The organism is Mucilaginibacter aquariorum (assembly GCF_024498135.1).
Lineage (GTDB): Bacteria > Bacteroidota > Bacteroidia > Sphingobacteriales > Sphingobacteriaceae > Mucilaginibacter > Mucilaginibacter aquariorum.
In genome coordinates this window covers 1-20,552 of record NZ_JANHOH010000010.1, presented here as the reverse complement: position 1 = coordinate 20,552, position 20,552 = coordinate 1, and the positions used below count along the sequence as shown (strand labels likewise).

Annotated in this window: 18 protein-coding genes; 11 read left to right on the top strand and 7 right to left on the bottom strand. The window is 43.3% G+C overall.

Features of this window, described 5'->3' with window-relative positions; genetic code table 11:
* Positions 1 to 76: 76 nt before the first annotated feature.
* Positions 77 to 1,915, bottom strand: coding sequence for a UbiD family decarboxylase (locus NPE20_RS22835; RefSeq protein WP_256541023.1), 1,839 nt, complete (start codon positions 1,913 to 1,915; stop codon positions 77 to 79).
* A gap of 50 nt (positions 1,916 to 1,965) precedes the next feature.
* Here NPE20_RS22835 and NPE20_RS22830 point away from each other — a divergent pair, with 50 nt between their 5' ends.
* Positions 1,966 to 2,418, top strand: a complete 453-nt coding sequence (locus NPE20_RS22830) for a DoxX family protein (protein WP_256541022.1) — start codon at positions 1,966 to 1,968, stop codon at positions 2,416 to 2,418.
* A 102-nt stretch (positions 2,419 to 2,520) separates the two neighbouring features.
* The gene (locus NPE20_RS22825; protein ID WP_256541021.1) at positions 2,521 to 3,360 is read left to right on the top strand and encodes a sulfite exporter TauE/SafE family protein; all 840 of its coding nucleotides are present in this window, start codon (positions 2,521 to 2,523) and stop codon (positions 3,358 to 3,360) included.
* Between the two features lie 8 nt (positions 3,361 to 3,368).
* Here the strand turns inward: NPE20_RS22825 and NPE20_RS22820 are convergent, their stop codons facing one another.
* Positions 3,369 to 4,205 carry an isocitrate lyase/PEP mutase family protein gene (locus tag NPE20_RS22820; RefSeq protein WP_256541020.1) on the bottom strand — a complete coding sequence of 279 codons (837 nt, stop codon included), beginning with the start codon at positions 4,203 to 4,205 and terminating at the stop codon, positions 3,369 to 3,371.
* 101 nt (positions 4,206 to 4,306) lie between these two features.
* Between NPE20_RS22820 and dctA the strand changes: the two genes are divergently transcribed.
* Positions 4,307 to 5,554 (top strand): C4-dicarboxylate transporter DctA, encoded by a 1,248-nt coding sequence (dctA, locus tag NPE20_RS22815; protein ID WP_256541019.1) that lies wholly within the window; start codon positions 4,307 to 4,309, stop codon positions 5,552 to 5,554.
* 202 nt (positions 5,555 to 5,756) lie between these two features.
* On the opposite strand, the gene NPE20_RS22810 is transcribed toward dctA, so the two are convergent.
* Positions 5,757 to 6,527: a carboxypeptidase-like regulatory domain-containing protein gene (locus tag NPE20_RS22810; RefSeq protein WP_256541018.1), complete on the bottom strand. Its 771-nt coding sequence runs from the start codon at positions 6,525 to 6,527 to the stop codon at positions 5,757 to 5,759.
* A gap of 129 nt (positions 6,528 to 6,656) precedes the next feature.
* Positions 6,657 to 7,658, bottom strand: a complete 1,002-nt coding sequence (locus NPE20_RS22805; RefSeq protein WP_256541017.1) for a hypothetical protein — start codon at positions 7,656 to 7,658, stop codon at positions 6,657 to 6,659.
* A gap of 201 nt (positions 7,659 to 7,859) precedes the next feature.
* On the opposite strand from NPE20_RS22805, the gene sucD reads away from it, so the two are divergent.
* Complete coding sequence (gene sucD / locus NPE20_RS22800) at positions 7,860 to 8,738, top strand: succinate--CoA ligase subunit alpha (protein WP_256541016.1); 879 nt, start codon at positions 7,860 to 7,862, stop codon at positions 8,736 to 8,738.
* Between the two features lie 344 nt (positions 8,739 to 9,082).
* On the top strand, positions 9,083 to 10,603 hold the full coding sequence (locus tag NPE20_RS22795) for a serine hydrolase domain-containing protein (RefSeq protein ID WP_256541015.1): 1,521 nt from the start codon (positions 9,083 to 9,085) through the stop codon (positions 10,601 to 10,603).
* 145 nt (positions 10,604 to 10,748) lie between these two features.
* Here the strand turns inward: NPE20_RS22795 and NPE20_RS22790 are convergent, their stop codons facing one another.
* The gene (locus NPE20_RS22790) at positions 10,749 to 11,234 is read right to left on the bottom strand and encodes a hypothetical protein (protein WP_256541014.1); all 486 of its coding nucleotides are present in this window, start codon (positions 11,232 to 11,234) and stop codon (positions 10,749 to 10,751) included.
* Between the two features lie 176 nt (positions 11,235 to 11,410).
* Between NPE20_RS22790 and NPE20_RS22785 the strand changes: the two genes are divergently transcribed.
* The 4 genes from NPE20_RS22785 (at position 11,411) to NPE20_RS22770 (ending at position 16,278) form a co-directional block, all read left to right on the top strand.
* Positions 11,411 to 11,782, top strand: a complete 372-nt coding sequence (locus tag NPE20_RS22785; RefSeq protein ID WP_256541013.1) for a methionine-R-sulfoxide reductase — start codon at positions 11,411 to 11,413, stop codon at positions 11,780 to 11,782.
* 673 nt (positions 11,783 to 12,455) lie between these two features.
* On the top strand, positions 12,456 to 13,427 hold the full coding sequence (locus NPE20_RS22780; protein WP_256541012.1) for a ribonucleoside-diphosphate reductase small subunit: 972 nt from the start codon (positions 12,456 to 12,458) through the stop codon (positions 13,425 to 13,427).
* A gap of 112 nt (positions 13,428 to 13,539) precedes the next feature.
* Positions 13,540 to 15,918, top strand: a complete 2,379-nt coding sequence (locus NPE20_RS22775) for a ribonucleoside-diphosphate reductase subunit alpha (protein ID WP_256541011.1) — start codon at positions 13,540 to 13,542, stop codon at positions 15,916 to 15,918.
* Positions 15,919 to 16,071: 153 nt separating this feature from the next.
* Complete coding sequence (locus NPE20_RS22770) at positions 16,072 to 16,278, top strand: cysteine-rich CWC family protein (RefSeq protein ID WP_256541010.1); 207 nt, start codon at positions 16,072 to 16,074, stop codon at positions 16,276 to 16,278.
* Positions 16,279 to 16,355: 77 nt separating this feature from the next.
* Here NPE20_RS22770 and NPE20_RS22765 read toward each other — a convergent pair whose 3' ends face one another.
* Entirely contained in the window at positions 16,356 to 16,865 is a 510-nt protein-coding gene (locus NPE20_RS22765; protein WP_256541009.1) for a hypothetical protein, read from the bottom strand.
* Between the two features lie 541 nt (positions 16,866 to 17,406).
* The gene (locus NPE20_RS22760) at positions 17,407 to 17,916 is read right to left on the bottom strand and encodes a DUF695 domain-containing protein (RefSeq protein WP_256541008.1); all 510 of its coding nucleotides are present in this window, start codon (positions 17,914 to 17,916) and stop codon (positions 17,407 to 17,409) included.
* Positions 17,917 to 18,731: 815 nt separating this feature from the next.
* Here NPE20_RS22760 and NPE20_RS22755 point away from each other — a divergent pair.
* Both NPE20_RS22755 and fabG read left to right on the top strand, forming a co-directional pair.
* A complete protein-coding gene (locus NPE20_RS22755) occupies positions 18,732 to 19,469 on the top strand; it encodes an outer membrane protein (protein ID WP_256541007.1) in 738 nt (245 codons plus the stop codon).
* A gap of 78 nt (positions 19,470 to 19,547) precedes the next feature.
* Positions 19,548 to 20,291: a 3-oxoacyl-[acyl-carrier-protein] reductase gene (fabG, locus tag NPE20_RS22750; RefSeq protein ID WP_256541006.1), complete on the top strand. Its 744-nt coding sequence runs from the start codon at positions 19,548 to 19,550 to the stop codon at positions 20,289 to 20,291.
* The last annotated feature ends 261 nt before the right edge of the window (positions 20,292 to 20,552 follow it).

Genomic DNA, 20,552 nt, shown 5'->3' with positions numbered 1-20,552 from the left:
GCAGGGAAGCATCTAATCGCCGACAAGCATGTAGTATAATAGATCCTTCACTAAGTTCAGGATGACAAAGGGGAAACTATATCACCCCGTGCAGCACCCCACCTTTTTCACCCATTTTATCAACCAGCTTCTCCACTCCAGGGTCGCGTTCCAAAACGGGCGCGTGATGTGGCTTTATGCGGGCATCGATCATCAGCGGACCGTTACAGCCCCAATGCTTATGCTCGGTAAAACTGTTAATGCCATAAATATCATGACTTGGGTTGCTGCGGGTAAAAGTTACCCATACAAAATTGTTAAGGTTTTGCGCCGTGAAACCGGCATCGTCACATAAGACCATTAGGGGCAAGCCACCTAATTCAGCTTCGGCCAAATGCTCCTGTAAAATTTCCAGCATTAAAGGCATATCGCTGGCGCGGATGTTCTTCGGCACTTCAACGGCCAATACACCCGGCATCACCATTTTGTAGTTTACAAACGGGCGTGGCAGGGTAAAGGATGATGGCAACTCATTCCAAAGCCCGCGTTTAATATCGCCGGCAACGGTAATGGCAACCTTGCTGCCGCTGTTTAATCCTTCGCCGCTATAATCAAGGGTGTCTATTGTGGTACGGGTATGAAAATGCAGGTCGCGGGTCAGGTCTATGCGTTGCAATATATGTTTCAGAAAACCGCCTATATCGTTTACGTCCAAATTGGGGTTATCTTCCTTAGCGGCAATGAACAGGTATTTGGCAAGACTTAGCTGCCCTTTACCCAAAATATGATTGGCAATGGTGATAATTTCCTGCGGATGGCGTTCTTTCACATAAGGCGTGTAGCGCTCGCTGCCTATAGCGAATAATAGGGGGTGCACACCCGCAGCGTCAACCGCGTTAACGGCATGCAAGCCGGGGATCTCTTTGGGTATGGCGTTACCGGTAATCTCGTGTATCAATGCCCCAAAGCTGGTATCCTCCTGCGGCGGCCTGCCCACTACCGTAAACGACCAGATAGCATCCTTACGGTGATAAACGTTATGCACTTTCATCAACGGAAAAGGGTGCGCCAGGCTATAATAACCCAGGTGATCGCCAAAAGGGCCCTCGGGTTTGTTCTCCATAGGCATCACAGTGCCTGTGATAACAAAGTCAGCATCTGCCGAAATACAGAACCCCTCATCATCATAAAAATAACGGAACCGGCGGTTACCCAAAGCGCCGCCAAAGGTCATTTCAGATAAACCCTCGGGCAGGGGCATTACTGCCGCAACGGGGTGTGCCGGTGGGCCGCCTACAAATATGCTCACCTTTAAAGGCTGGCCTTTTGCATTGGCCTTGGTTTGGTGTACACCAATACCACGATGCAGCTGATAGTGCAAGCCAATCTCTTTGTCTTGGATATAATCGTTACCGGCCATTTGTATGCGGTACATGCCCAGGTTGGCATTCATGATGCCGGGCATGTCGGCGTCCTCGGTATAAACCTGTGGCATGGTCACAAATGGGCCGCCATCTTTTGGCCAGTTGACTATTTGCGGCAGCTCGCTGATCAGGGTACGGCCAAAATTTATGGGGGCATCTTTGCGCACTTTCATCGGCAGGGCCGATAGTGCGGTCAGTGCCGTGTTGGCATACTTAAAAGGGTGTTTTATGGCCTTTATTGGGTCGTTTTTTATATCAATCAGGGTCTTTATTTTCTCCAGCGTATCCCTAAAAATAAAGCGCGACCTATCCAGTGTACCAAATAAATTAGATACCGCCGGGAACTTGCTGCCCTTTACGTTCTCGAACAATATAGCAGGCCCCTCGTGTTCAAAAACACGCAGATGAATAGCTGCCATTTGCAGGTAAGGGTCAACTTCTTCCTTAATACGGATAAGATGGCCGTTCTTTTCAAGATCGGTAATGCAGGCCTGTAAACTATTGTATCCCATTTAGGCCCAAAGATATTATACATTTTAATGTTTTTAACGATATTTAGCTCATGAAACCGCTTATAGTTTTACTGTCCGTATTTGGGGTGAGCTGCCTGGCTACATTTATTGCCGGCCATCCGCCAGATTATTATTTCTGCGGGCGGCTGGCTATGGCTGTGATGCTGATATTTGCCGCCACGGCCCATTTTAAATTTAATAAAGGCATGGTGCTGATGCTGCCATCATTTGTACCCCTCAAAAAAATGGTCGTCTATATAACCGGCTATATAGAAATATTGGCGGCGATAGGCCTGCTGGTAAACAAGGTACGGTTGCCGGTGGCATGGTTTGTAATTGGCTTTCTGGTAGTGTTGTTGCCGGCTAACATTTACGCCGCCAAAAATAAAGTAAACCTGGAGCGTGCCGATTATTGCGGATACGGCCTCAATTATTTATGGTTTAGGGTACCGCTGCAGGTGTTTTTTATAGTCTGGGTGTATTACTTTGGGGTGGTGAATTAGGAGATTTCTCAAACACCACTATCCTAATATCAATTATATTTCTTCAAACCTATTCTAAAAAACTTATCTTACTTTTACAATCTCAATCATATATTGCCTTCTATGTCGGTAATTGTTTTTACTATCATTATACTTATTGGTGCCTATTTCGCGGGTTTGCTGGGTTCATTAACGGGGCTTGGCGGCGGGGTTGTTATTATTCCCTTACTCACACTTTTATTGGGGGTTGATATCCATTATGCTATTGGTGCATCGCTGGTTTCGGTGATCGCTACGTCATCGGGTTCGGCAGCGGCATACGTAAAAGAAGGGATCACCAATATACGACTGGGCATGTTCCTTGAGATTGCTACCACAATAGGCGCTTTGGTTGGCGCTTTGGTTGCCATTTACATTCCAATCCAATACATCGCTATTTTATTTGGGGTGATATTGATCTTTTCGGCACTAATGTCTTTACGTAAAAAGGCCGAGAATATCATTAGTGAACCTACCTATCTGGCGGCGAAACTGAAACTCTATGGCAGTTACCCCGATGGTAACGGTGAACAGATAGCATATGGTGTTACCCGTGTTAGCGGTGGTTTCTTCATGATGCTTTTTGCCGGGGTAATATCGGGGCTTTTGGGCATAGGCTCGGGCGCGCTAAAAGTAATTGCTATGGATACCATTATGCGTATCCCTTTTAAGGTATCAACCACTACCAGTAATTTTATGATAGGGGTAACGGCGGCAGCCAGCGCGGTAGTTTACCTGCAGCGTGGTTATATCGACCCGGGGATATCTATGCCTGTGGTAATAGGCGTTCTGCTTGGCGCTTTAACAGGCTCTAAAATACTGGTACATACCAAATCATCGCGCTGGTTAAGGTGGGTATTTGCTATTGTGGTTACCTTTTTAGCCGGGCAAATGATCTATAACGGTATCACCGGAAAGATATAAACCTCTGGTTATTTAAACATCTTATTGATATCGACGTAGCCAATAGCATTTTCAACAAAATTGAACGTGCCTTTCTGCTGCAGTTCTTGCGCTGCTGTAAAAAACGAACCGTAGGCAACCCGCGCCAGCAATGAACCAACGCTTACCCTTCGTACGCCCAATTTGGCCAGTGCATCTAACGTAAAATCGGGGCTGTTTACACTTAATAAAACGTTTACCGGTTTTGGAGAAACAGCCCGTACAACGGCATCAACCTCTTCTAATGTAGTTAAACCGGGCGCGTAAAGCACATCTGCCCCTGCATCGGCATAAGCCTCTAACCTGCGGATGGTATCTTTCAGATCGGTACGGCCATGTAAAAAATTTTCGGCCCTTGCAGTAAGCATAAATGGATCGGGCAAGCTGCGCGCGGCTTTTACAGCGGCTTTAATACGTGCTACCGAATGTTCAAATGAATAAATAGGATCTTCGGCATTGCCGGTAGCATCTTCAATAGAGCCACCGGCCAAACCCGCCTTTGCGGCAAGCAGGATAGTTTCTGCACATGCTTCGGAATCATCTCCATACCCATTTTCCAGATCGGCAGCCACGGGCAGGCTTGTCGCCTCAACAATTGCGCGAGAATTTTCCAGGGCCTCATCCCGACTGACGCTACCATCAGGACGACCCAGCGCATAAGCAAGTCCGGCGCTTGTGGTAGCCAGCGCTTCAAAACCCAAAGCCGCAAGCATTTTTGCCGAACCGGCATCCCATGGGTTAGGGATCACAAAAAGCCCTGTTCGTTCATGTAATGCTTTAAAAGTTTGGGCCTTAGCAGCTTGTTGATTATTTGGAGAAGTATTCATTTCGGCAGGCATTTAATGAGATAAGCAATGTACGCATTTACCTTAAATTGGTTTTGCGGCTCGGGCTAACTTGTTTATAAATAATCGTATTATTGTTTGTAATGAAACGCCTTGTCACCAACCTCACCTTCCAGGTTATCATTGCCATAATATTGGGCGTGGTAGTGGGATTGTTTTTTAAAGATTTTGCGCCAACCGCGCAGATGATCAGCAAGATCTTTATCAGCCTGATAACGCTGCTGATAGCCCCTATTATTTTCTTTACCATAGTGCTGGGTATTGCCGGCATGAGTGATATGAAAAAGGTTGGCCGGGTAGGTGGTAAAGCCCTGCTTTACTTTGAAATAGTTACTACGCTGGCCCTTGTAATTGGTGTTACAGTAGCCAATGTGATAAAACCCGGTGCCAACTTTATCAATAACCATGTTAAGGTTGATGCCAGTAAGCTTGCCGTTTATGAAAAGGCAGCATCTGAAATGAAATGGGGCGATTTTATAACCCACATTGTCCCCACCAATGCCTTCGAGGCTTTTGCCAAAGGCGATATCCTGCAGATCCTTTTCTTTGCTATACTATTTGGCTTCGGCCTTAGCCGGATGGGGGAGACGGGGCAATCGGTTATTAAAACATTTGATAAACTATCCAAAGTGTTTTTTAACATGATGCACATCGTAATGAAGGTGGCACCTATCGGCGCTTTCGGCGGGATGGCGTATACCATTAGTACTTATGGACTTGCAACTCTTAAGCCATTGGCGTTGCTGATGGGATCGGTATACCTGACTATGTTCCTGTTCATATTTGTAGTGCTCAATATTATCTGTTACCTGTACAAATTTAGCCTGTGGCAATACCTGAAACATATTAAGGAAGAGATCCTGATCGTATTGGGCACATCCTCATCAGAATCGGCCCTGCCGGGGATGATGGAAAAGCTGGAGAAGTTTGGCTGCTCAAAATCAGTAGTCGGATTGGTGATACCCGCAGGATATTCGTTTAATCTGGATGGTACAACTATTTATCTTTCCATGTCGGTAATTTTCCTGGCGCAGGTGTTTAAGATAGACCTTTCGATAGAGCAGCAGCTTACCATTATCGGCATCCTCATGATCACCTCAAAGGGTGCGGCGGGGGTAACCGGCAGTGGCTTTATTGTGCTCACATCCACGCTGGCGGCTATTAAAATTATTCCTGTTGAAGGTGTGGCTATATTGCTGGGGGTAGATCGGTTTATGAGCGAAGCACGGGCTATCACCAATGTGATTGGCAATGGCATAGCAACTATAGTGGTGGCGAAGAGTGAGAAGGAGTTTATAATGCCCCCCCTGAATGTAATAGCGCATGAGTAAAAAAAAGCATGAGGCTTGTGCGATTCCCTCCCAACGGGAGGGTATAGGGAGGGGTTTCGGCGTAAAGCAGGGCGAATAAACCCCTCCCTGCCACTACACATCCCTACACACCCCTCCCCAGGGAGGGAATCCTAACCAGTAAATTACCTTTATGTCTGTTAATGGGTATTACTCCCCTGAAGGGGGAGTTTTTGATAGCAAGCTAATCTGCTAATGTTGTATCCACCTTGAAATCCGGCTTGCTGCCTATGCCCTTTTCGTTTTTTGCCTTGAATTTCCGCAGGCTGTCTTTGATATAAAATACCAGGTTGTAATCGGTCATTACATTTATCTGGGCAGGGGTGGGGCGGTATTCGGTTATAAAATCATCCAGGGCGTCGCCTTGCAGGTTAGTTATCCGCCCAACCAGGGCACGGTTAAAGCGTTGGGCCGTATGATCTTCCCGCTCGTAACGCAGCATAGTTTGCTGCAGATGATATTCCTTCGTATTTTTTTTATTTATCGAGCGAAATAAAGATAACAGATCAATTGTGGCCCAGGCAAACGGTATATTGATGGCGGTTGGCCGCATTATCTCTTTAAAAGTAGGACCTTTAAAGGCAAACTCTTTGGCAAACTGCTTTCGGTTATTTACACTGTCACGGATAAAGTTGCGCTTGGCTACAATGGCTACTTCATTCAGCCTGATGGATGCAGTTTCCAGCTCTATCAGTTTCAATTGCCCGTTCCATGGGGTAATTGCTTTTGTATAAGGCATATATCCCATGGCCTTAATGCGCAGGGTATCGGTGATCTTTGATATCCGCAGGGTAAAAGCACCTTGCTCGTTGGTCATGGTGTTGGTAGTAGAAGCCGCCACCATAATGTACTCCATTGGTTTACGGGTTTTTTTATCGATGACAAAGCCCGTAACTATTTGCGCATTCGCCTGAATGCAAAGCAGCAAAAACAATAAGGCTAACAGGTATCTCATCGGTAAAAATGTGTTGATATAAATATAAGGCTATAATTTTACAATGAATAGCGTTTAACAGATTTTAACAGGCGGGAAATAATGTAATACAAAAAAGGCAGCTTGTTTAAGCTGCCCTTGTAAAACTAATTACTTGCAAATTATTGTTAGTTTTTTGGTATAGTCCGGGTTTAGCGGTTCGTTGGTTTGTGCTAGGCGTTGTGCGCCTACGTTGGCTGGGCAGGCAATACCTTTGGGGCCATCATAAACTAAGTCGGGTTTGGTGCCTACCAATTCTTGTGGCACGTATACCTGTACCCGTGTAATGGAATAACCGCTTGGGAAATATCTAACATAATAACCATCCGGATGCAGCGACCAAATGCCCGACGGTACTTCAGGGTCCGGCTGGGCAGCAATACCAGCAAGCACAGCGTACTTTTCCATTTCCTCGTAAGATGAGTTTCCGGATGCTGCAAGTCTGCGGATGTTGTTCTCTGCTTCAAAAACTGCCTGTACCGCAGGTGGTAACTGGCCTTTGGCTTTATCCATCACATTGGCAGGCAATACGCCCAGTGCGCCGCCTTCCAGCATCAGCAATTCTTGCGTAGTTAATAGGGTAGTTGCAGTTAGCTTAATATCAGTCCCCATATCAACAAAGCGCGTGCGGGCAATAATAGCCCATAGTAATACTTGTATATCATGCTGTTTAACGTTAGGGTGTTGCTCGGCACTTTTAAGTATGCGTATCACCACCTCGCTTTTAGGGCCAAGCACCGGGGCCAGCATATAACCATCGCCTTTACTTGGGCCACGTGTACCGGCATGCAGGCAATAGCTTTTGTTGGTCATTTCGTAAAAGCCGGCGCAAAGTTTATAGCCGCCATTTGGCGCTTTTGGCAATAAATACAATGGCTGTGGTTGTTGCCCTTCTAAATAAGAGGGTGGCTTGGAGCCTGTTTTATCAACGTCCTTAAAATTAGTAGTAATGGCTTGCGGTTGTTTCAGGATCTTGTTAAGCCCGCCGCCCGATACCATTTCGGTGCCTTTGTCGAGTAGCTTTTTGCCAAAGCTGCCAAACTGCGCATTTGCATTAGTGGTAAAAAACAGGCAGTAAATTAAACCTAAAAGTAACAATTGGTGTTTTTTCATGAGATGGATAGGTGTTTGTTTGCAGGCTAAAATAACCAAAATGATATTAAAACTATGTTATGATTAAAATTGATGCCTTTTTCTGCTGTAAGTTTTAGATGTATGGGTACATAACCTAAAAGTAATTTTTGAAAAATTAACCCATTAAAGGGTGGAGGGGCGATTTTTTTTTTAGCTTTGCCATACAAAACAAAAAAGCCAATGAGCGTTCTCGTAAATAAAGATTCTAAAGTTATAGTACAAGGTTTTACAGGTAACGAAGGTACTTACCATGCTACCCAGATGATTGAGTATGGCACACAGTTAGTTGGTGGTGTTACACCGGGTAAAGGTGGTCAGAAACACCTGGACAAACCAGTTTTTAATACCGTTAAAGACGCGGTTGATGCAACCGGTGCTGATGTATCTATCATATTTGTACCGCCTGCATTTGCTGCCGATGCTATTATGGAGGCCGCAGAAGCCGGTATCAAAGTTATTGTATGTATCACCGAAGGTATCCCTACAAAGGATATGATACTGGTGAAAGAGTATTTAACCGATAAAGATAGCCGCCTTATTGGCCCTAACTGCCCGGGTATTATTACTGCAGACGAAACCAAAATTGGTATTATGCCGGGCTTTATCTTCAAAAAAGGTAACGTTGGTGTAGTTTCAAAATCAGGTACGCTTACTTACGAAGCGGTTGATCAGGTTGTTAAAGCCGGTTTAGGTATTACTACCGCTATTGGTATTGGTGGCGACCCAATCATTGGTACCCCAACCAAAGAAGCTGTTGAATTATTAATGAACGACCCCGAAACACACGGTATCATCATGATTGGTGAAATTGGTGGTGGCATGGAAGCTGATGCTGCCCGCTGGATCAAAGAGAACGGTACAAAGCCTGTCGTTGGTTTCATTGCCGGCCAAACTGCGCCTCCGGGCCGCCGTATGGGCCACGCCGGTGCAATTGTTGGCGGTGCCGATGATACAGCTGCCGCTAAAATGAAGATCATGCGCGAGTGTGGTATCCGTGTAGTAGAATCTCCTGCCGAAATTGGCGCTGCCATGGCAGAGGAGTTAGCTAAGCTTAAATAGATTCAGGACGATAAGAGTCAAGAATCAAGATATATGGAGATCCCGGTCATTTGGCCGGGATTTTTTTTGTCCAATTTGTCATGCTGAGCGATAGCGAAGCATCTAATCGCCGACATACATTCTTGAACTATTAGGGGCGTTGCCTGCGGCCCGGGCTTTTCGCTCATACTGCACAGGCCTTAATCACAGGGCCGGTATCCGCTGCACTCCCTAACGCAAAACAATCCGTTATGCCGAATTTATTTCGGCAGCCATAAGCAAGGTGGCGAACTATCCTGAGGGGTCCTGAAACAAGTTCAGGATGACAAAAAGAATTCCTAAATTCGGTAATCCAGATCATTAATATGAAAAACTACTTCTACCTGCTACTGCTATTATCCACCACTAGCACCTTCGCTCAATATAAACCCGCAACCTTTACCGATCCCGACAGGCTAAAAAAGATTGAAGCCACATTCCCTGTTATAGACCAACTGTATAAGGATTATGCCGAGAAAAACCACTGGCCCGGCATGGCTTATGGTATTGTGGTTGATGGCAAACTGATCCATACAGGCAATGTGGGCTATACAGATGTCGCGGCGAAAACACCGGTAACCTCCAAATCAGATTTCCGCATCGCGAGTATGACCAAGAGCCTCACCGCCATGGCCATCCTAAAACTGCGCGATGAGGGCAAACTAAAACTGGACGACCCGGCATACCTGTACATCCCCGAGATGAAGAATAATAAGTATCTCACAAAAGATGCCGTGCCGGTAACCATTCGCCACCTGCTTACCCATGCCGCCGGCTATCCCGAAGATAACCCCTGGGGCGACAGGCAACTGGCTGTATCTGATGATGCTTTGATCGCTATTTATAAGAAAGGCGTTTCGTTCTCCAACAACCCGGGACAAGGGTATGAGTACAGCAATCTGGGTTTTGCAACATTAGGCTACATCATTAAAAAAGTATCCGGCAAAACCTACGAAACTTATATTAACGATAATATCCTAAAACCCTTAGGCATGACTCATACTTATTGGGAATATACCAAAGTGCCCAAAGGGCAACTGGCGCTTGGTTACCGCTGGCTCGATGATAAATGGGTGGAGCAGCCCCTGTTGCACGACGGTGCATACGGCGCTATGGGTGGGTTGATAACCACTATTGAAGATTTTAGCAAATACATGGCTGTGCACATGAACGCCTGGCCTGCAAGGGATGATGCCGAGGATGGACCTGTAAAAAGGAGTTCGGTGCGCGAGATGCAATACCCATGGGATGTAAACTATTTAACAGCCAATGCTAAAACTACAACAGGCAGGCCATGCCCTACGGTTTCTGCTTATGGTTATGGCTTGCGCTGGGCTAAAGATTGTGATAACCGTGTTTATGTTGGCCACAGTGGTGGTTTACCCGGCTTTGGCAGCCAATGGAATATCCTGCCCGATTATGGGGTGGGGGTAGTATCGTTTGCCAATTTAACCTACGCCAACGGGGGCAGGGCTAATACTATTGCTTTAGATACGCTGCTGGCACTATCTGGTATAAAGCCCCGTACGTTACCTGCATCAGCCATATTAACCCAACGCCGCGATGAACTGGTACAACTGCTGCCTGATTGGAACAACCCGCAATCCACCGGTATATTCGCCGATAACTTTTTTATGGATTATTTCCCTGATAAGCTAAAAGCAGAAGCGACCGACGTTTATGCTAAAGCCGGAAAAATTACGAGCGTTGGCGAAGTAATAGCCGAAAATAACCTGCGTGGCTATTTTATTATGACGGGCGAGAAAGCGAATATCAGGGTGAGTTTTACCTTAACGCCAGAGAATCCGGCGCTGATACAGGAGTATCATATCGGGATGGTGAAATGATTGTTTAAGGCTTGTCATGGTGAGCTTGTCGAGCCATTAGTGGACTATGCCTTTGCATTTAGGTAAGCTTTCAGCTTACGTTCAGCTGAAGCAGCGAAGAAAGATCCTTCACCAGGATGATATTATACATCGAGTATTATTGCTGCTATGCTAAACCATTCGTCATAAAAGAGTTAATCCTATTTTTTGTTAGGTTAATTTTTATTTGAAAATAGCATGTGCCTCCATCTTCCACAAATTGAATTTTAGTTTTCCAGGTATTTTGAACGGAGCAACAACAGTTTACCCACACTTCTTTTTCCCTTTTAGTATTTATAATAGCTACAAACTGCTTATAGTATTTCTCAGGCTGCTTAATAGTACTATTTGCAGTTTTATTATATGCTGTAACTCGTTTGCTAATTAATTTTTCAATTCTTAAAACATCATCATTAGATAGATCATATTGGCAACTGGTTTTATTAAACAAATAGCTATCACGATTTTTATCGAATTTAAAAAAAGCACGTCTCGCATTATCTTTGGAAGTAAGGTAATTTTCAAATCTGGGTGGGATTTTAACCGGGCGGCTTTGGTTAGGATATACAGTTTCAACAAGGGTTAAAAAGCCCGCAATAAGGATATTCTTCATCGTTCAAATAGTTAACAAGTAAATATACTATTCATCCGTCAAACCTGTGTAAACATCCTCTTTACAAAAAAAATTTGCCACCAAATTGTCGTATATTTATATAGAATCAAAGGTGAAAGGGCTGCTTTTTTGAGCTTTAATCACTAATTCGCTAATTCAATAAATCACTAATTAAAATGTATAATCAATTAACCCCCGAAGAGGAATATATCATATTACATAAAGGAACAGAGCGCCCGTTTACCGGCGAGCTGCTAAACAACAAGGCCGAAGGCGTATACGTTTGCAGGCGTTGCGATGCCCCGCTTTACACATCCGAATCAAAATTTGAATCGCATTGTGGCTGGCCAAGCTTTGATGACGAGATAGCCGGAGCCGTAAGGTGGGAAACCGATGCCGACGGCCGCCGTACCGAAATACTTTGTGCTAATTGTGGTGCCCATTTAGGTCACGTTTTTCAGGGTGAGTATATGACGCCTAAAAATACAAGGCACTGCGTAAACTCAGTTTCTATGAAATTTATACCGGTTGACGAACTGAAAAAATAAGTCAATAATACAGGCCTCTAAAATTTAAAAATTGCTATCCCCGCACAAAATAGCAGGGATGTTTTTTTCTTTTTCCACATTGTTTTTTGTTGCAAAAACGTTACTCCTTTTAGGAATTTCCAAGTGGTAAAACTGCGTTTCCAAAGTGTTTTAGCTTAAGCGTTTGCATTGCTTTTAAGGCTGTTAGGTAGATGTTCATAACCTCTAAATCTTTTAGAAAAATTCACATAGCTTCACACTCTAAAATAAAAAATGTAGCGCTAAGCTGCTGTTTACAAGTGGATTGAATTTTTTGTCATCACACAATAATTTTTACCGCGGGCGCCAAAGTGTTCATAACTCATAGGTGATGTTAAAAACTTTGACTAACATTAAATAGCATCATGACCTATCTTTGAAGTAGAAGTTCTTTTAACGCTATCTATGTTATCGGTAGTTCTATCGAAACAGAAAAGAGACACCATGTTTTACATGGGCTAATGTGCAACTGAAAATAGTTTAGTAACGATTGGTGAGGGGGGTGAAAAGTGAGTAAATAAATGCGAAAAAGCAATTTTTTCGCGGTTTAATAAAAAACTCACATGGAATCTCTGTCTATTGTCGGCTCGTTACAAAAGCAAATTTAGATAGTGTTAAAAGAGGCAAAGAATTTTTAAAATATAATTTATCTCGCATGAAAGAGGAAACCGAATTACTGCTAAAGGAAAACAAAGATCGCTTTGTTATCCTCCCAATTAAATACCCCGCTATTTGGGAAATGTACAAAAAAGCTGAAGCCAGCTTTTGGACGGCAGAAGAGATCGACCTGTCTGACGACATGAAGCATTGGGAAAATTTAAACTCGGGCGAGAAACATTTTATATCGCACATATTGGCATTTTTCGCGGCGAGCGATGGTATTGTGAACGAGAACCTGGCCATTAATTTTATGAGCGAGGTGCAATTACCTGAGGCGCGTTGTTTCTACGGTTTTCAGATAATGATGGAGAATATCCACTCAGAAACCTACGCCTTACTAATAGACACCTATATTAAAGACCCGGCCGAAAAAGACCGCTTGTTCCATGCTATTGATACCGTACCCTGTGTAGGTAAAAAAGCGGAATGGGCACTGCGCTGGATAAACAACGGAACTTTTGCAGAACGTTTAGTGGCATTCGCCGCGGTAGAAGGCATCTTCTTCAGTGGTAGTTTCTGCTCTATATTCTGGTTAAAAAAACGTGGCTTAATGCCAGGCTTAACCTTTAGTAATGAGCTGATATCCCGTGACGAGGGTTCGCACTGCGAGTTTGCATGCTTGCTGTACAAAATGCTGGATAATAAATTATCTACAGAAGCTGCAACCAAAATTATTACAGACGCAGTGGAGATAGAAAAAGAATTTGTAAGCGATGCCCTGCCGGTGAGCCTGATTGGTATGAATGCCAAAATGATGAGCCAGTATATCGAGTTTGTGGCCGACAGATGGTTAGACGAACTGGGGTATCCTAAAGTATATGGCGCATCAAATCCGTTTGATTTTATGGAGATGATAAGCCTGCAGGGTAAAACCAATTTCTTTGAAAAAAGAGTGGGCGATTACCAAAAAAGCGGTGTAATGAACAGTGCCGAAAGTAAAGCGTTTTCGCTGGACGAGGATTTTTAAGGAGCCTCACCCAACCCTCTCCAAAGGAGAGGGCTTTAAGAAACAAGAATAAACTAATTAACTAATATAAAATACCCCCTGTCGGGTTGGCAGGGAATAAGGAGGTGGCAAAATGTTCGTAGTAAAAAGAGACGGAAGAAAAGAGTCGGTAAAATTCGACAAGATCACAGCACGTATAGAGAAACTGTGCTATGGGTTTAACCTGGTTGACCCAATTGATGTGGCAAAAAAAGTAATTGAAGGTTTGTTTGATGGTGTTACCACCTCCGAACTGGATAACCTTGCAGCTGAGACAGCAGCATCGTTAACTACCAAACATCCCGATTATGCTTTGCTTGCCTCACGTATTGCGGTGTCCAACCTCCACAAGAACACCACTAAGTCGTTCTCTGAAACCATGAAACGTATGTATGAGTACGTTGACAAAAAAACCGGTAAAAACGCCGCTTTACTGGCCGATGATGTTTATGAGATAATTATGGCTAATGCCGATATCTTAGACAGCAGCATTATATATGACCGCGATTTTGGTTTTGACTACTTCGGTTTTAAAACCCTTGAAAAATCGTACCTGTTAAAAATTGACGGTAAAATTGCCGAGCGCCCGCAGCACCTGTTCATGCGTGTATCGGTAGGTATCCATAAAGAAGATATCGATAGCGCTATCAAAACATACAACCTGATGAGCGAGCGTTGGTTTACACATGCCACACCAACCTTGTTTAACGCGGGTACACCAAAACCACAAATGTCGTCATGCTTTTTGTTAACCATGAAAGATGACAGCATCGAGGGGATCTATGATACATTAAAACAAACTGCCAAGATCTCTCAAAGCGCTGGTGGTATTGGTTTAAGCATCCACAATGTAAGGGCTACAGGTTCATACATCAGCGGTACAAACGGTACAAGCAACGGTATCATCCCAATGCTAAAAGTATTTAACGATACCGCACGCTATGTAGACCAGGGTGGTGGCAAGCGTAAAGGCGCTTTTGCTATCTACCTGGAACCATGGCATGCAGATATATTCGAATTTTTAGACCTGCGTAAAAACCACGGTAAAGAAGAAATGCGCGCTCGCGACTTGTTCTATGCCCTTTGGGTATCTGACTTGTTTATGCGCAGGGTTGAAGCTAACGAAGAGTGGACATTGTTTTGCCCGCACGAGGCACCAGGCCTGGCAGAATGCCACGGTAAGGAGTTTGAAGAATTATACGAGCGTTACGAGAAAGAAGGCCGTGGCCGTAAAACCATCAAGGCGCAAGAACTTTGGTTTGCCGTATTAGATGCCCAGGTAGAGACCGGTACACCATACCTGTTGTATAAAGATGCTGCCAACGCGAAATCTAACCAGCAAAACCTGGGTACTATAAAAAGCTCGAACCTTTGTACCGAGATAATGGAGTACACTTCTGATAAAGAAGTAGCGGTTTGTAACCTGGCTTCACTGGCTTTACCACGTTACGTAATTAACGGCGAGTTTGACCACGCTAAACTATACGAAGTAACTTACCAGGCTACATTAAACCTGAACAAGATCATCGATAATAACTATTACCCGGTTGAAGAAGCGCGTTACTCTAACCTGCGCCACCGCCCAATTGGTTTAGGTGTACAAGGTTTGGCCGATGCTTTCATACTACTGCGTTTACCGTTTGAAAGTGATGAAGCAAAACAACTGAACAAAGACATTTTTGAAACCATTTACTTTGCTGCCATGACGGCTTCTAAAGATCTGGCTATTAAAGATGGCGCCTACGAAACCTTTAAAGGTTCGCCTTTATCAAAAGGTAAGTTCCAGTTTGACCTTTGGGATGTAAAACCGGAAAGCGGCCGTTGGGATTGGGAAAACCTGCGTTTAGATGTAATGAACCATGGTGTGCGTAACTCACTGTTAGTAGCGCCAATGCCAACCGCGTCTACTTCACAAATATTGGGTAACAACGAGTGCTTTGAGCCATATACCTCAAACATCTATACCCGCCGTGTATTAAGTGGTGAGTTTATTATTGTAAACAAACACTTGCTGCGCGACCTGGTAAACCGTGGTGTATGGAATACAAACATGAAAGACAGGATTATTACCGCAAACGGTTCTATCCAGGACATTGCCGAGATACCACAGGATATCAAAGACATTTACAAAACTGTTTGGGAAATTAAGATGCGTAACATTATAGATATGGCTGCCGATAGGGGCGCTTATATCTGCCAGTCGCAATCATTAAACTTGTTCATCAACTCACCAAATGCGTCTAAATTGACTTCGATGCACTTCTACGCATGGAAGAAGGGCTTAAAAACAGGTATGTATTACCTGCGTACACAAGCGGCATCGCAAGCGGTTAAATTTACAGTTGAGAACCAGGGCGGCGGCAAAAACATGGAAGCCGTTATACCCGAAGTTGTTGGAGATAACAGCCAGGAAGAAATGCCGGCCGGCCCATCTTGCTCAATGGAAGAGGGTTGCGTTACCTGCTCTGCATAATTAGCCTAATTTAGTCGATAGACCATAGTTCATAGACCATAGCCCATTTATATTGGCTATGGTCTTTTTACGTTTAAGTGATGTCGTTTAAAAGAATTTAAATTACTATTGTGCAGCTTCTATGGATTATCGACCATAGACTATGGACTAAAGATGATCATATCCGCGAAACACGAAGTACTCCATTGCGAACGCTGCAGCACCCCATTTGAATGTAAAGCAAATTCATTCACCAAATGCCAGTGCAGTACCGTGCAGTTGAGCATAAACGAGGTGCAGTATGTAAGCGAACTATATGATGGCTGCCTGTGCGCTAATTGCCTGCTGGAGCTGCAGAAGGAGTATCAGGAAGGGTTGTAGAGCGATTTTATAGAGGTGTTCGTCATTGACCTGTTGGATAGTTAGGATGATAACACCGGCTACGAGTCAAAGTAATGCTATTCAGTATGGAAGACGGGTTCTGTAGATTTAATGATCACAAGATTTTTATTTAAATCGGGGAACATACTTTTTAATCGTTCAGGAGCGATATTCCCGGCAGAAATATAACTCCATGTTTTACCATCATCCTGGCTAACTGCAAGCATACTTGTTGAGAATGATAAATATCCATTCTTATAAATCATTTCCATGTATTGCGGTACAACGCTATGCAACTCTTTTCCGGAACGATACACCTTGCCAGGTTCACCTGTCGTAACAAGTTTAAATCCCTGTCCGTTTTTCTTCATATCGTCCATTCCTTTTATGATAAGGCTGATCATTGATTGTTTCCCACCTGCCATTGCTACGGCTTTAGGATAAGTGTAATCTACAAGCGTTTTGTAATCACCGTTCAAGGTTGCTTTCGCCAAAATATCTGCACCATTTTTTATTTGAGCACTATATTGTGCGTATGCAGAAAAACTCGCGGATATGAAGAGCAGGGTGAAAAATAGATTTTTCATTGTATTAGGTTTATTTTTAGACAACCGCCGAAAGAAGGACATCTCTCATTAAATGAAACACGATCATTAGCAGTGTTAAAATTACAAATGATTTTACACGGGGAAGGTTATGAGACTTTAAGCCTCTAAATATCAACAGACAATAAATAATATAAATTATAACTAAGGGTGATATTGCATATAACTGGGCTATTACGGGGTGATATCTTTCATCAGAACTTTCACCTTCGCCAAACCAAAACCACCAAATAAAAATGTTCAGGATAGTTAAAAGGATATAAACACCAGATGTTAAAAACAATCCAATTAGTATATAGAGATAGTGTGTTTTCGCCAGAATTATTTGTTTTAGTGTGACAGTGGGTAAGCTGGTTTGCATATAGTTATAATATACACGAATATAGTTTTTAATTTAACTCGCCGTTGTTGGTGTTGTCACCAACAACATTTAGGCAGGTACCAAATATCGTATATTGTATAACGGCTTGTTGGTGACAACACCAACAAGGGCGGCAGGAATATCAAGAGGGATTGTAGGAATCTATTTCAAAAACGGGACTACTGTACTCCATGTTGGGTCCTGTTTAATTTCATAGGCAAATTGGCGGGTCACGGTTTTCTTATTTACCTCGGCTTGCAAAAAACGGTTTACTTTTTCAGGATCATCCAGATAAATAAAGATATCCAGGAAGCTGTCGTTGTATAAATGGCCTATGTAATGTACTGTAGCTATTTTTTTAATAACATTTATCAACGAGTCCTCATACCTGTTGGCAATGTCAGATTCAGCTTTAATTGGTAGCCCGTTTTTACTTACGTTTTTTAATTCGAGGGCCATGTTTATCTTTAAACACCATAAATATTTAGGCTTATGACTGTAATTTTTGTAAGCAATATTAAAAGAACCTATCGCTGGTCTGCCATCACTTAAGCGGGTCTCAATAATCGAGAATTTTTCTGCTGGAATATCTGCTTTTTTTTGAGCCTGGCCTTTACAACTTAAAGTTGTTAATAATAATAACGTAAAAAATATGTTAATTTTTGTTTTCATTAACGATGATATTGCTATCAAATGTAGTATTAATTTTTCTCGCCATTGTTGGTATTGTCACTATAAGTGTTCGGAAGATTAGAGTTTTGGCTAAAGCCGATTTTCTACCCTCTCTATCCGTCCCATAAATGGGACGGCAATGAAATAGAAATTATAAGAATCACTTGTGTATATCATTGCCGTTGGCTTCAGCCAACGGATTACAAACAAAAGCCCATAAGGCTTTAGCCAAAATCAGGAGGCTGAGCGTTATTTTGTTTCTTCCGGAACACCAACAAGGGCGGCAAAAAACCCTGTTCCATCCGGAACAGAGTGGAACAAGCGATAAATAATTAATTACTTATAAATCAAATGTTTATGAATTAATAGTCCAATGCCCCCTTTCCCTTACCGGCACCATAAAAAGGCCGGAATAGGGGCGAAAAAGGACGAAAAAAGTCGTTTTTTATTTGGTGATTTCTATTTAATACTGACAAGATCTCGTCAGTATATATTATCAATGTGTTCCACTTGTTCCGTTTGTTCCATTTCAGTGGAACGGAACAAACGGAACTTGCTGCTTATTCATACAGCTCTTCTACACCAGCGGTTGACCTAATTGTCATATAATGGTGGTACTTATGGCGGTGGCGAATGATCTTGGCTGTTATCATATTACAGGTAGCGCTAATGTGTGTATAAGCCTAACCAATAGCGCCAAGTGTTTGAGGTGGGGGATATTTAGTTAGCCCTTTATTGAGAATCTTGGTACTTTTTCGCTCGGGTAAATAAATTTTCATAAATTAGGGGCAACTTAAACTATTCCTTATCTAACAATGTACCCTAATTCTTCTAAGAACCCCGTTCGTTGGGTTTACTCAATCCTTTTTATTTTATTGGTAATTATTTGGTCGCCTTCAAAGGCACAACGACGTAACACACCAGGCATCAACGGTGATGGTGACGTACTTAGCGGCAGCAGCCATAATAGCGGTGGTTATGTAACGCAGGATGGCTGGTCGGTATCCCTAAATGGCGGCTATGAATCTCCCCTTGGCGACTTAAAAGAGATTTACAAAGGTGCACCTACATTTGGTGTAACCGTTCGTAAAAGAATGGGCAGCCTGGTGTATTCGGGCACAATAGATTATCGCCAATACAAACCAAAAGAAAGCACTTTTACATACAGCGAAGACGATACATACTCCTATACCGCTACTTATGGCAATTACTCGGGTATTGGCTTATACGCCGGTATCGCGTACGAGGTGCCGTTGGGCGGTTTTGCCAGCCTCTATGGAGGCGTAAACGGTGGATATATGATCACCAAATATGAAATGAGTATGCAGGATGGCGAAAACGTAATTTTATCTCAATCGGCAAGTACCAGTGCTATCTATATCGGGCCTAAAGCAGGCTTCAACCTTCCGGTAAGTAATAATATAAGTATAGGCTTAGAAGCAAGGTACAGCCTGGGCATTGTTGGCGCAAATTATAACTCCCGGGAGGGTGGCTCGACTACACCCGGTTTTAACTCTTATGCCGGCAATATTTTTTTAACGTATAGCTTTTAACAGTCCCTGTAGATTACTTGCTTTTGTCTTTCCGACTAATTACTTACCTTCACCCACTCGAAAACTCATACTTAAATTATGAAATTATTAGAAGGAAAAACAGCACTGATAACAGGTGCATCAAAAGGTATAGGCCGTAAAATAGCAGAGAAATTTGCAGAGCATGGCGCTAAGGTTGCCTTTACATATTTATCATCGGTTGAAAGAGGCCAGGCGCTTGAGCAGGAGCTGCAAAGCTTTGGCACGCAGGTAAAAGGTTACCGCAGCGATGCCTCAAAATTTGACGAAGCCGAAAAACTGATCAACGATATTGTTGCCGATTTTGGCACTTTAGATATTGTAGTGAACAATGCGGGTATAACCAAAGATGGCCTGCTAATGCGCATGACCGAAGAACAATGGGATGATGTACTGAACGTGAACCTTAAATCGATATTCAACGTTACCAAGGCCGCTTCTAAAATTATGATGAAGAACCGTAAGGGTGTTTTTATCAACATGAGCTCGGTAGTGGGGGTACAGGGTAATGCAGGCCAGGCCAATTATGCGGCTTCAAAATCGGGTATTATAGGGTTCTCTAAATCCATAGCTAAAGAATTAGGTTCGCGTAACATCCGTACCAACGTGGTAGCACCGGGTTTTATCCGCACGGAAATGACCGAGGTATTAGACCCTAAAGTGGTTGAAGGCTGGTCGGCAGCTATCCCATTGAAACGCGCCGGCGAACCCGAAGATGTGGCCAATGCCTGCGTGTTTCTGGCATCAGATATGGCAGCATACATCACCGGGCAGGTTATTCCTGTTGATGGTGGGATGTTGTAGGTTGCAAAGTCAAAAGGAAAAATTCAAAAGTCAAAACCGGAGCCGTCATCCTGAACTTGTTTCAGGATCTCTCGGGACAAGTGATATGACCTATAAAACAAAAAAGGCAAGCTTAGCTTGCCTTTTTGTTTTATATTGTTGTAGCGTCCTAAAATAAGTTGACACAAAAAGTGTTAACAGATGAAAGAACAAGAAGTTAAGGTTTACCAAAGGAAGACCCAAAAAGATTACAGTTTAGCGTTCAAACTGGAGATTGTGGAC

Excerpts from the sequence above, each read along its gene's own strand:
- NPE20_RS22785 (WP_256541013.1), top strand. The coding sequence starts at position 11,411 with ATGTATAATCAATTAACCCCCGAAGAGGAATATATCATATTACATAAA.
- NPE20_RS22820 (WP_256541020.1), bottom strand. The coding sequence starts at position 4,205 with ATGAATACTTCTCCAAATAATCAACAAGCTGCTAAGGCCCAAACTTTT.
- NPE20_RS22755 (WP_256541007.1), top strand. The coding sequence starts at position 18,732 with ATGTACCCTAATTCTTCTAAGAACCCCGTTCGTTGGGTTTACTCAATC.
- NPE20_RS22760 (WP_256541008.1), bottom strand. The coding sequence starts at position 17,916 with ATGAAAACAAAAATTAACATATTTTTTACGTTATTATTATTAACAACT.
- NPE20_RS22795 (WP_256541015.1), top strand. The coding sequence starts at position 9,083 with ATGAAAAACTACTTCTACCTGCTACTGCTATTATCCACCACTAGCACC.
- fabG (WP_256541006.1), top strand. The coding sequence starts at position 19,548 with ATGAAATTATTAGAAGGAAAAACAGCACTGATAACAGGTGCATCAAAA.
- NPE20_RS22830 (WP_256541022.1), top strand. The coding sequence starts at position 1,966 with ATGAAACCGCTTATAGTTTTACTGTCCGTATTTGGGGTGAGCTGCCTG.
- NPE20_RS22810 (WP_256541018.1), bottom strand. The coding sequence starts at position 6,527 with ATGAGATACCTGTTAGCCTTATTGTTTTTGCTGCTTTGCATTCAGGCG.
- NPE20_RS22805 (WP_256541017.1), bottom strand. The coding sequence starts at position 7,658 with ATGAAAAAACACCAATTGTTACTTTTAGGTTTAATTTACTGCCTGTTT.
- NPE20_RS22790 (WP_256541014.1), bottom strand. The coding sequence starts at position 11,234 with ATGAAGAATATCCTTATTGCGGGCTTTTTAACCCTTGTTGAAACTGTA.
- NPE20_RS22765 (WP_256541009.1), bottom strand. The coding sequence starts at position 16,865 with ATGAAAAATCTATTTTTCACCCTGCTCTTCATATCCGCGAGTTTTTCT.
- dctA (WP_256541019.1), top strand. The coding sequence starts at position 4,307 with ATGAAACGCCTTGTCACCAACCTCACCTTCCAGGTTATCATTGCCATA.
- NPE20_RS22770 (WP_256541010.1), top strand. The coding sequence starts at position 16,072 with ATGATCATATCCGCGAAACACGAAGTACTCCATTGCGAACGCTGCAGC.
- NPE20_RS22780 (WP_256541012.1), top strand. The coding sequence starts at position 12,456 with ATGAAAGAGGAAACCGAATTACTGCTAAAGGAAAACAAAGATCGCTTT.
- sucD (WP_256541016.1), top strand. The coding sequence starts at position 7,860 with ATGAGCGTTCTCGTAAATAAAGATTCTAAAGTTATAGTACAAGGTTTT.
- NPE20_RS22775 (WP_256541011.1), top strand. The coding sequence starts at position 13,540 with ATGTTCGTAGTAAAAAGAGACGGAAGAAAAGAGTCGGTAAAATTCGAC.
- NPE20_RS22825 (WP_256541021.1), top strand. The coding sequence starts at position 2,521 with ATGTCGGTAATTGTTTTTACTATCATTATACTTATTGGTGCCTATTTC.
- NPE20_RS22835 (WP_256541023.1), bottom strand. The coding sequence starts at position 1,915 with ATGGGATACAATAGTTTACAGGCCTGCATTACCGATCTTGAAAAGAAC.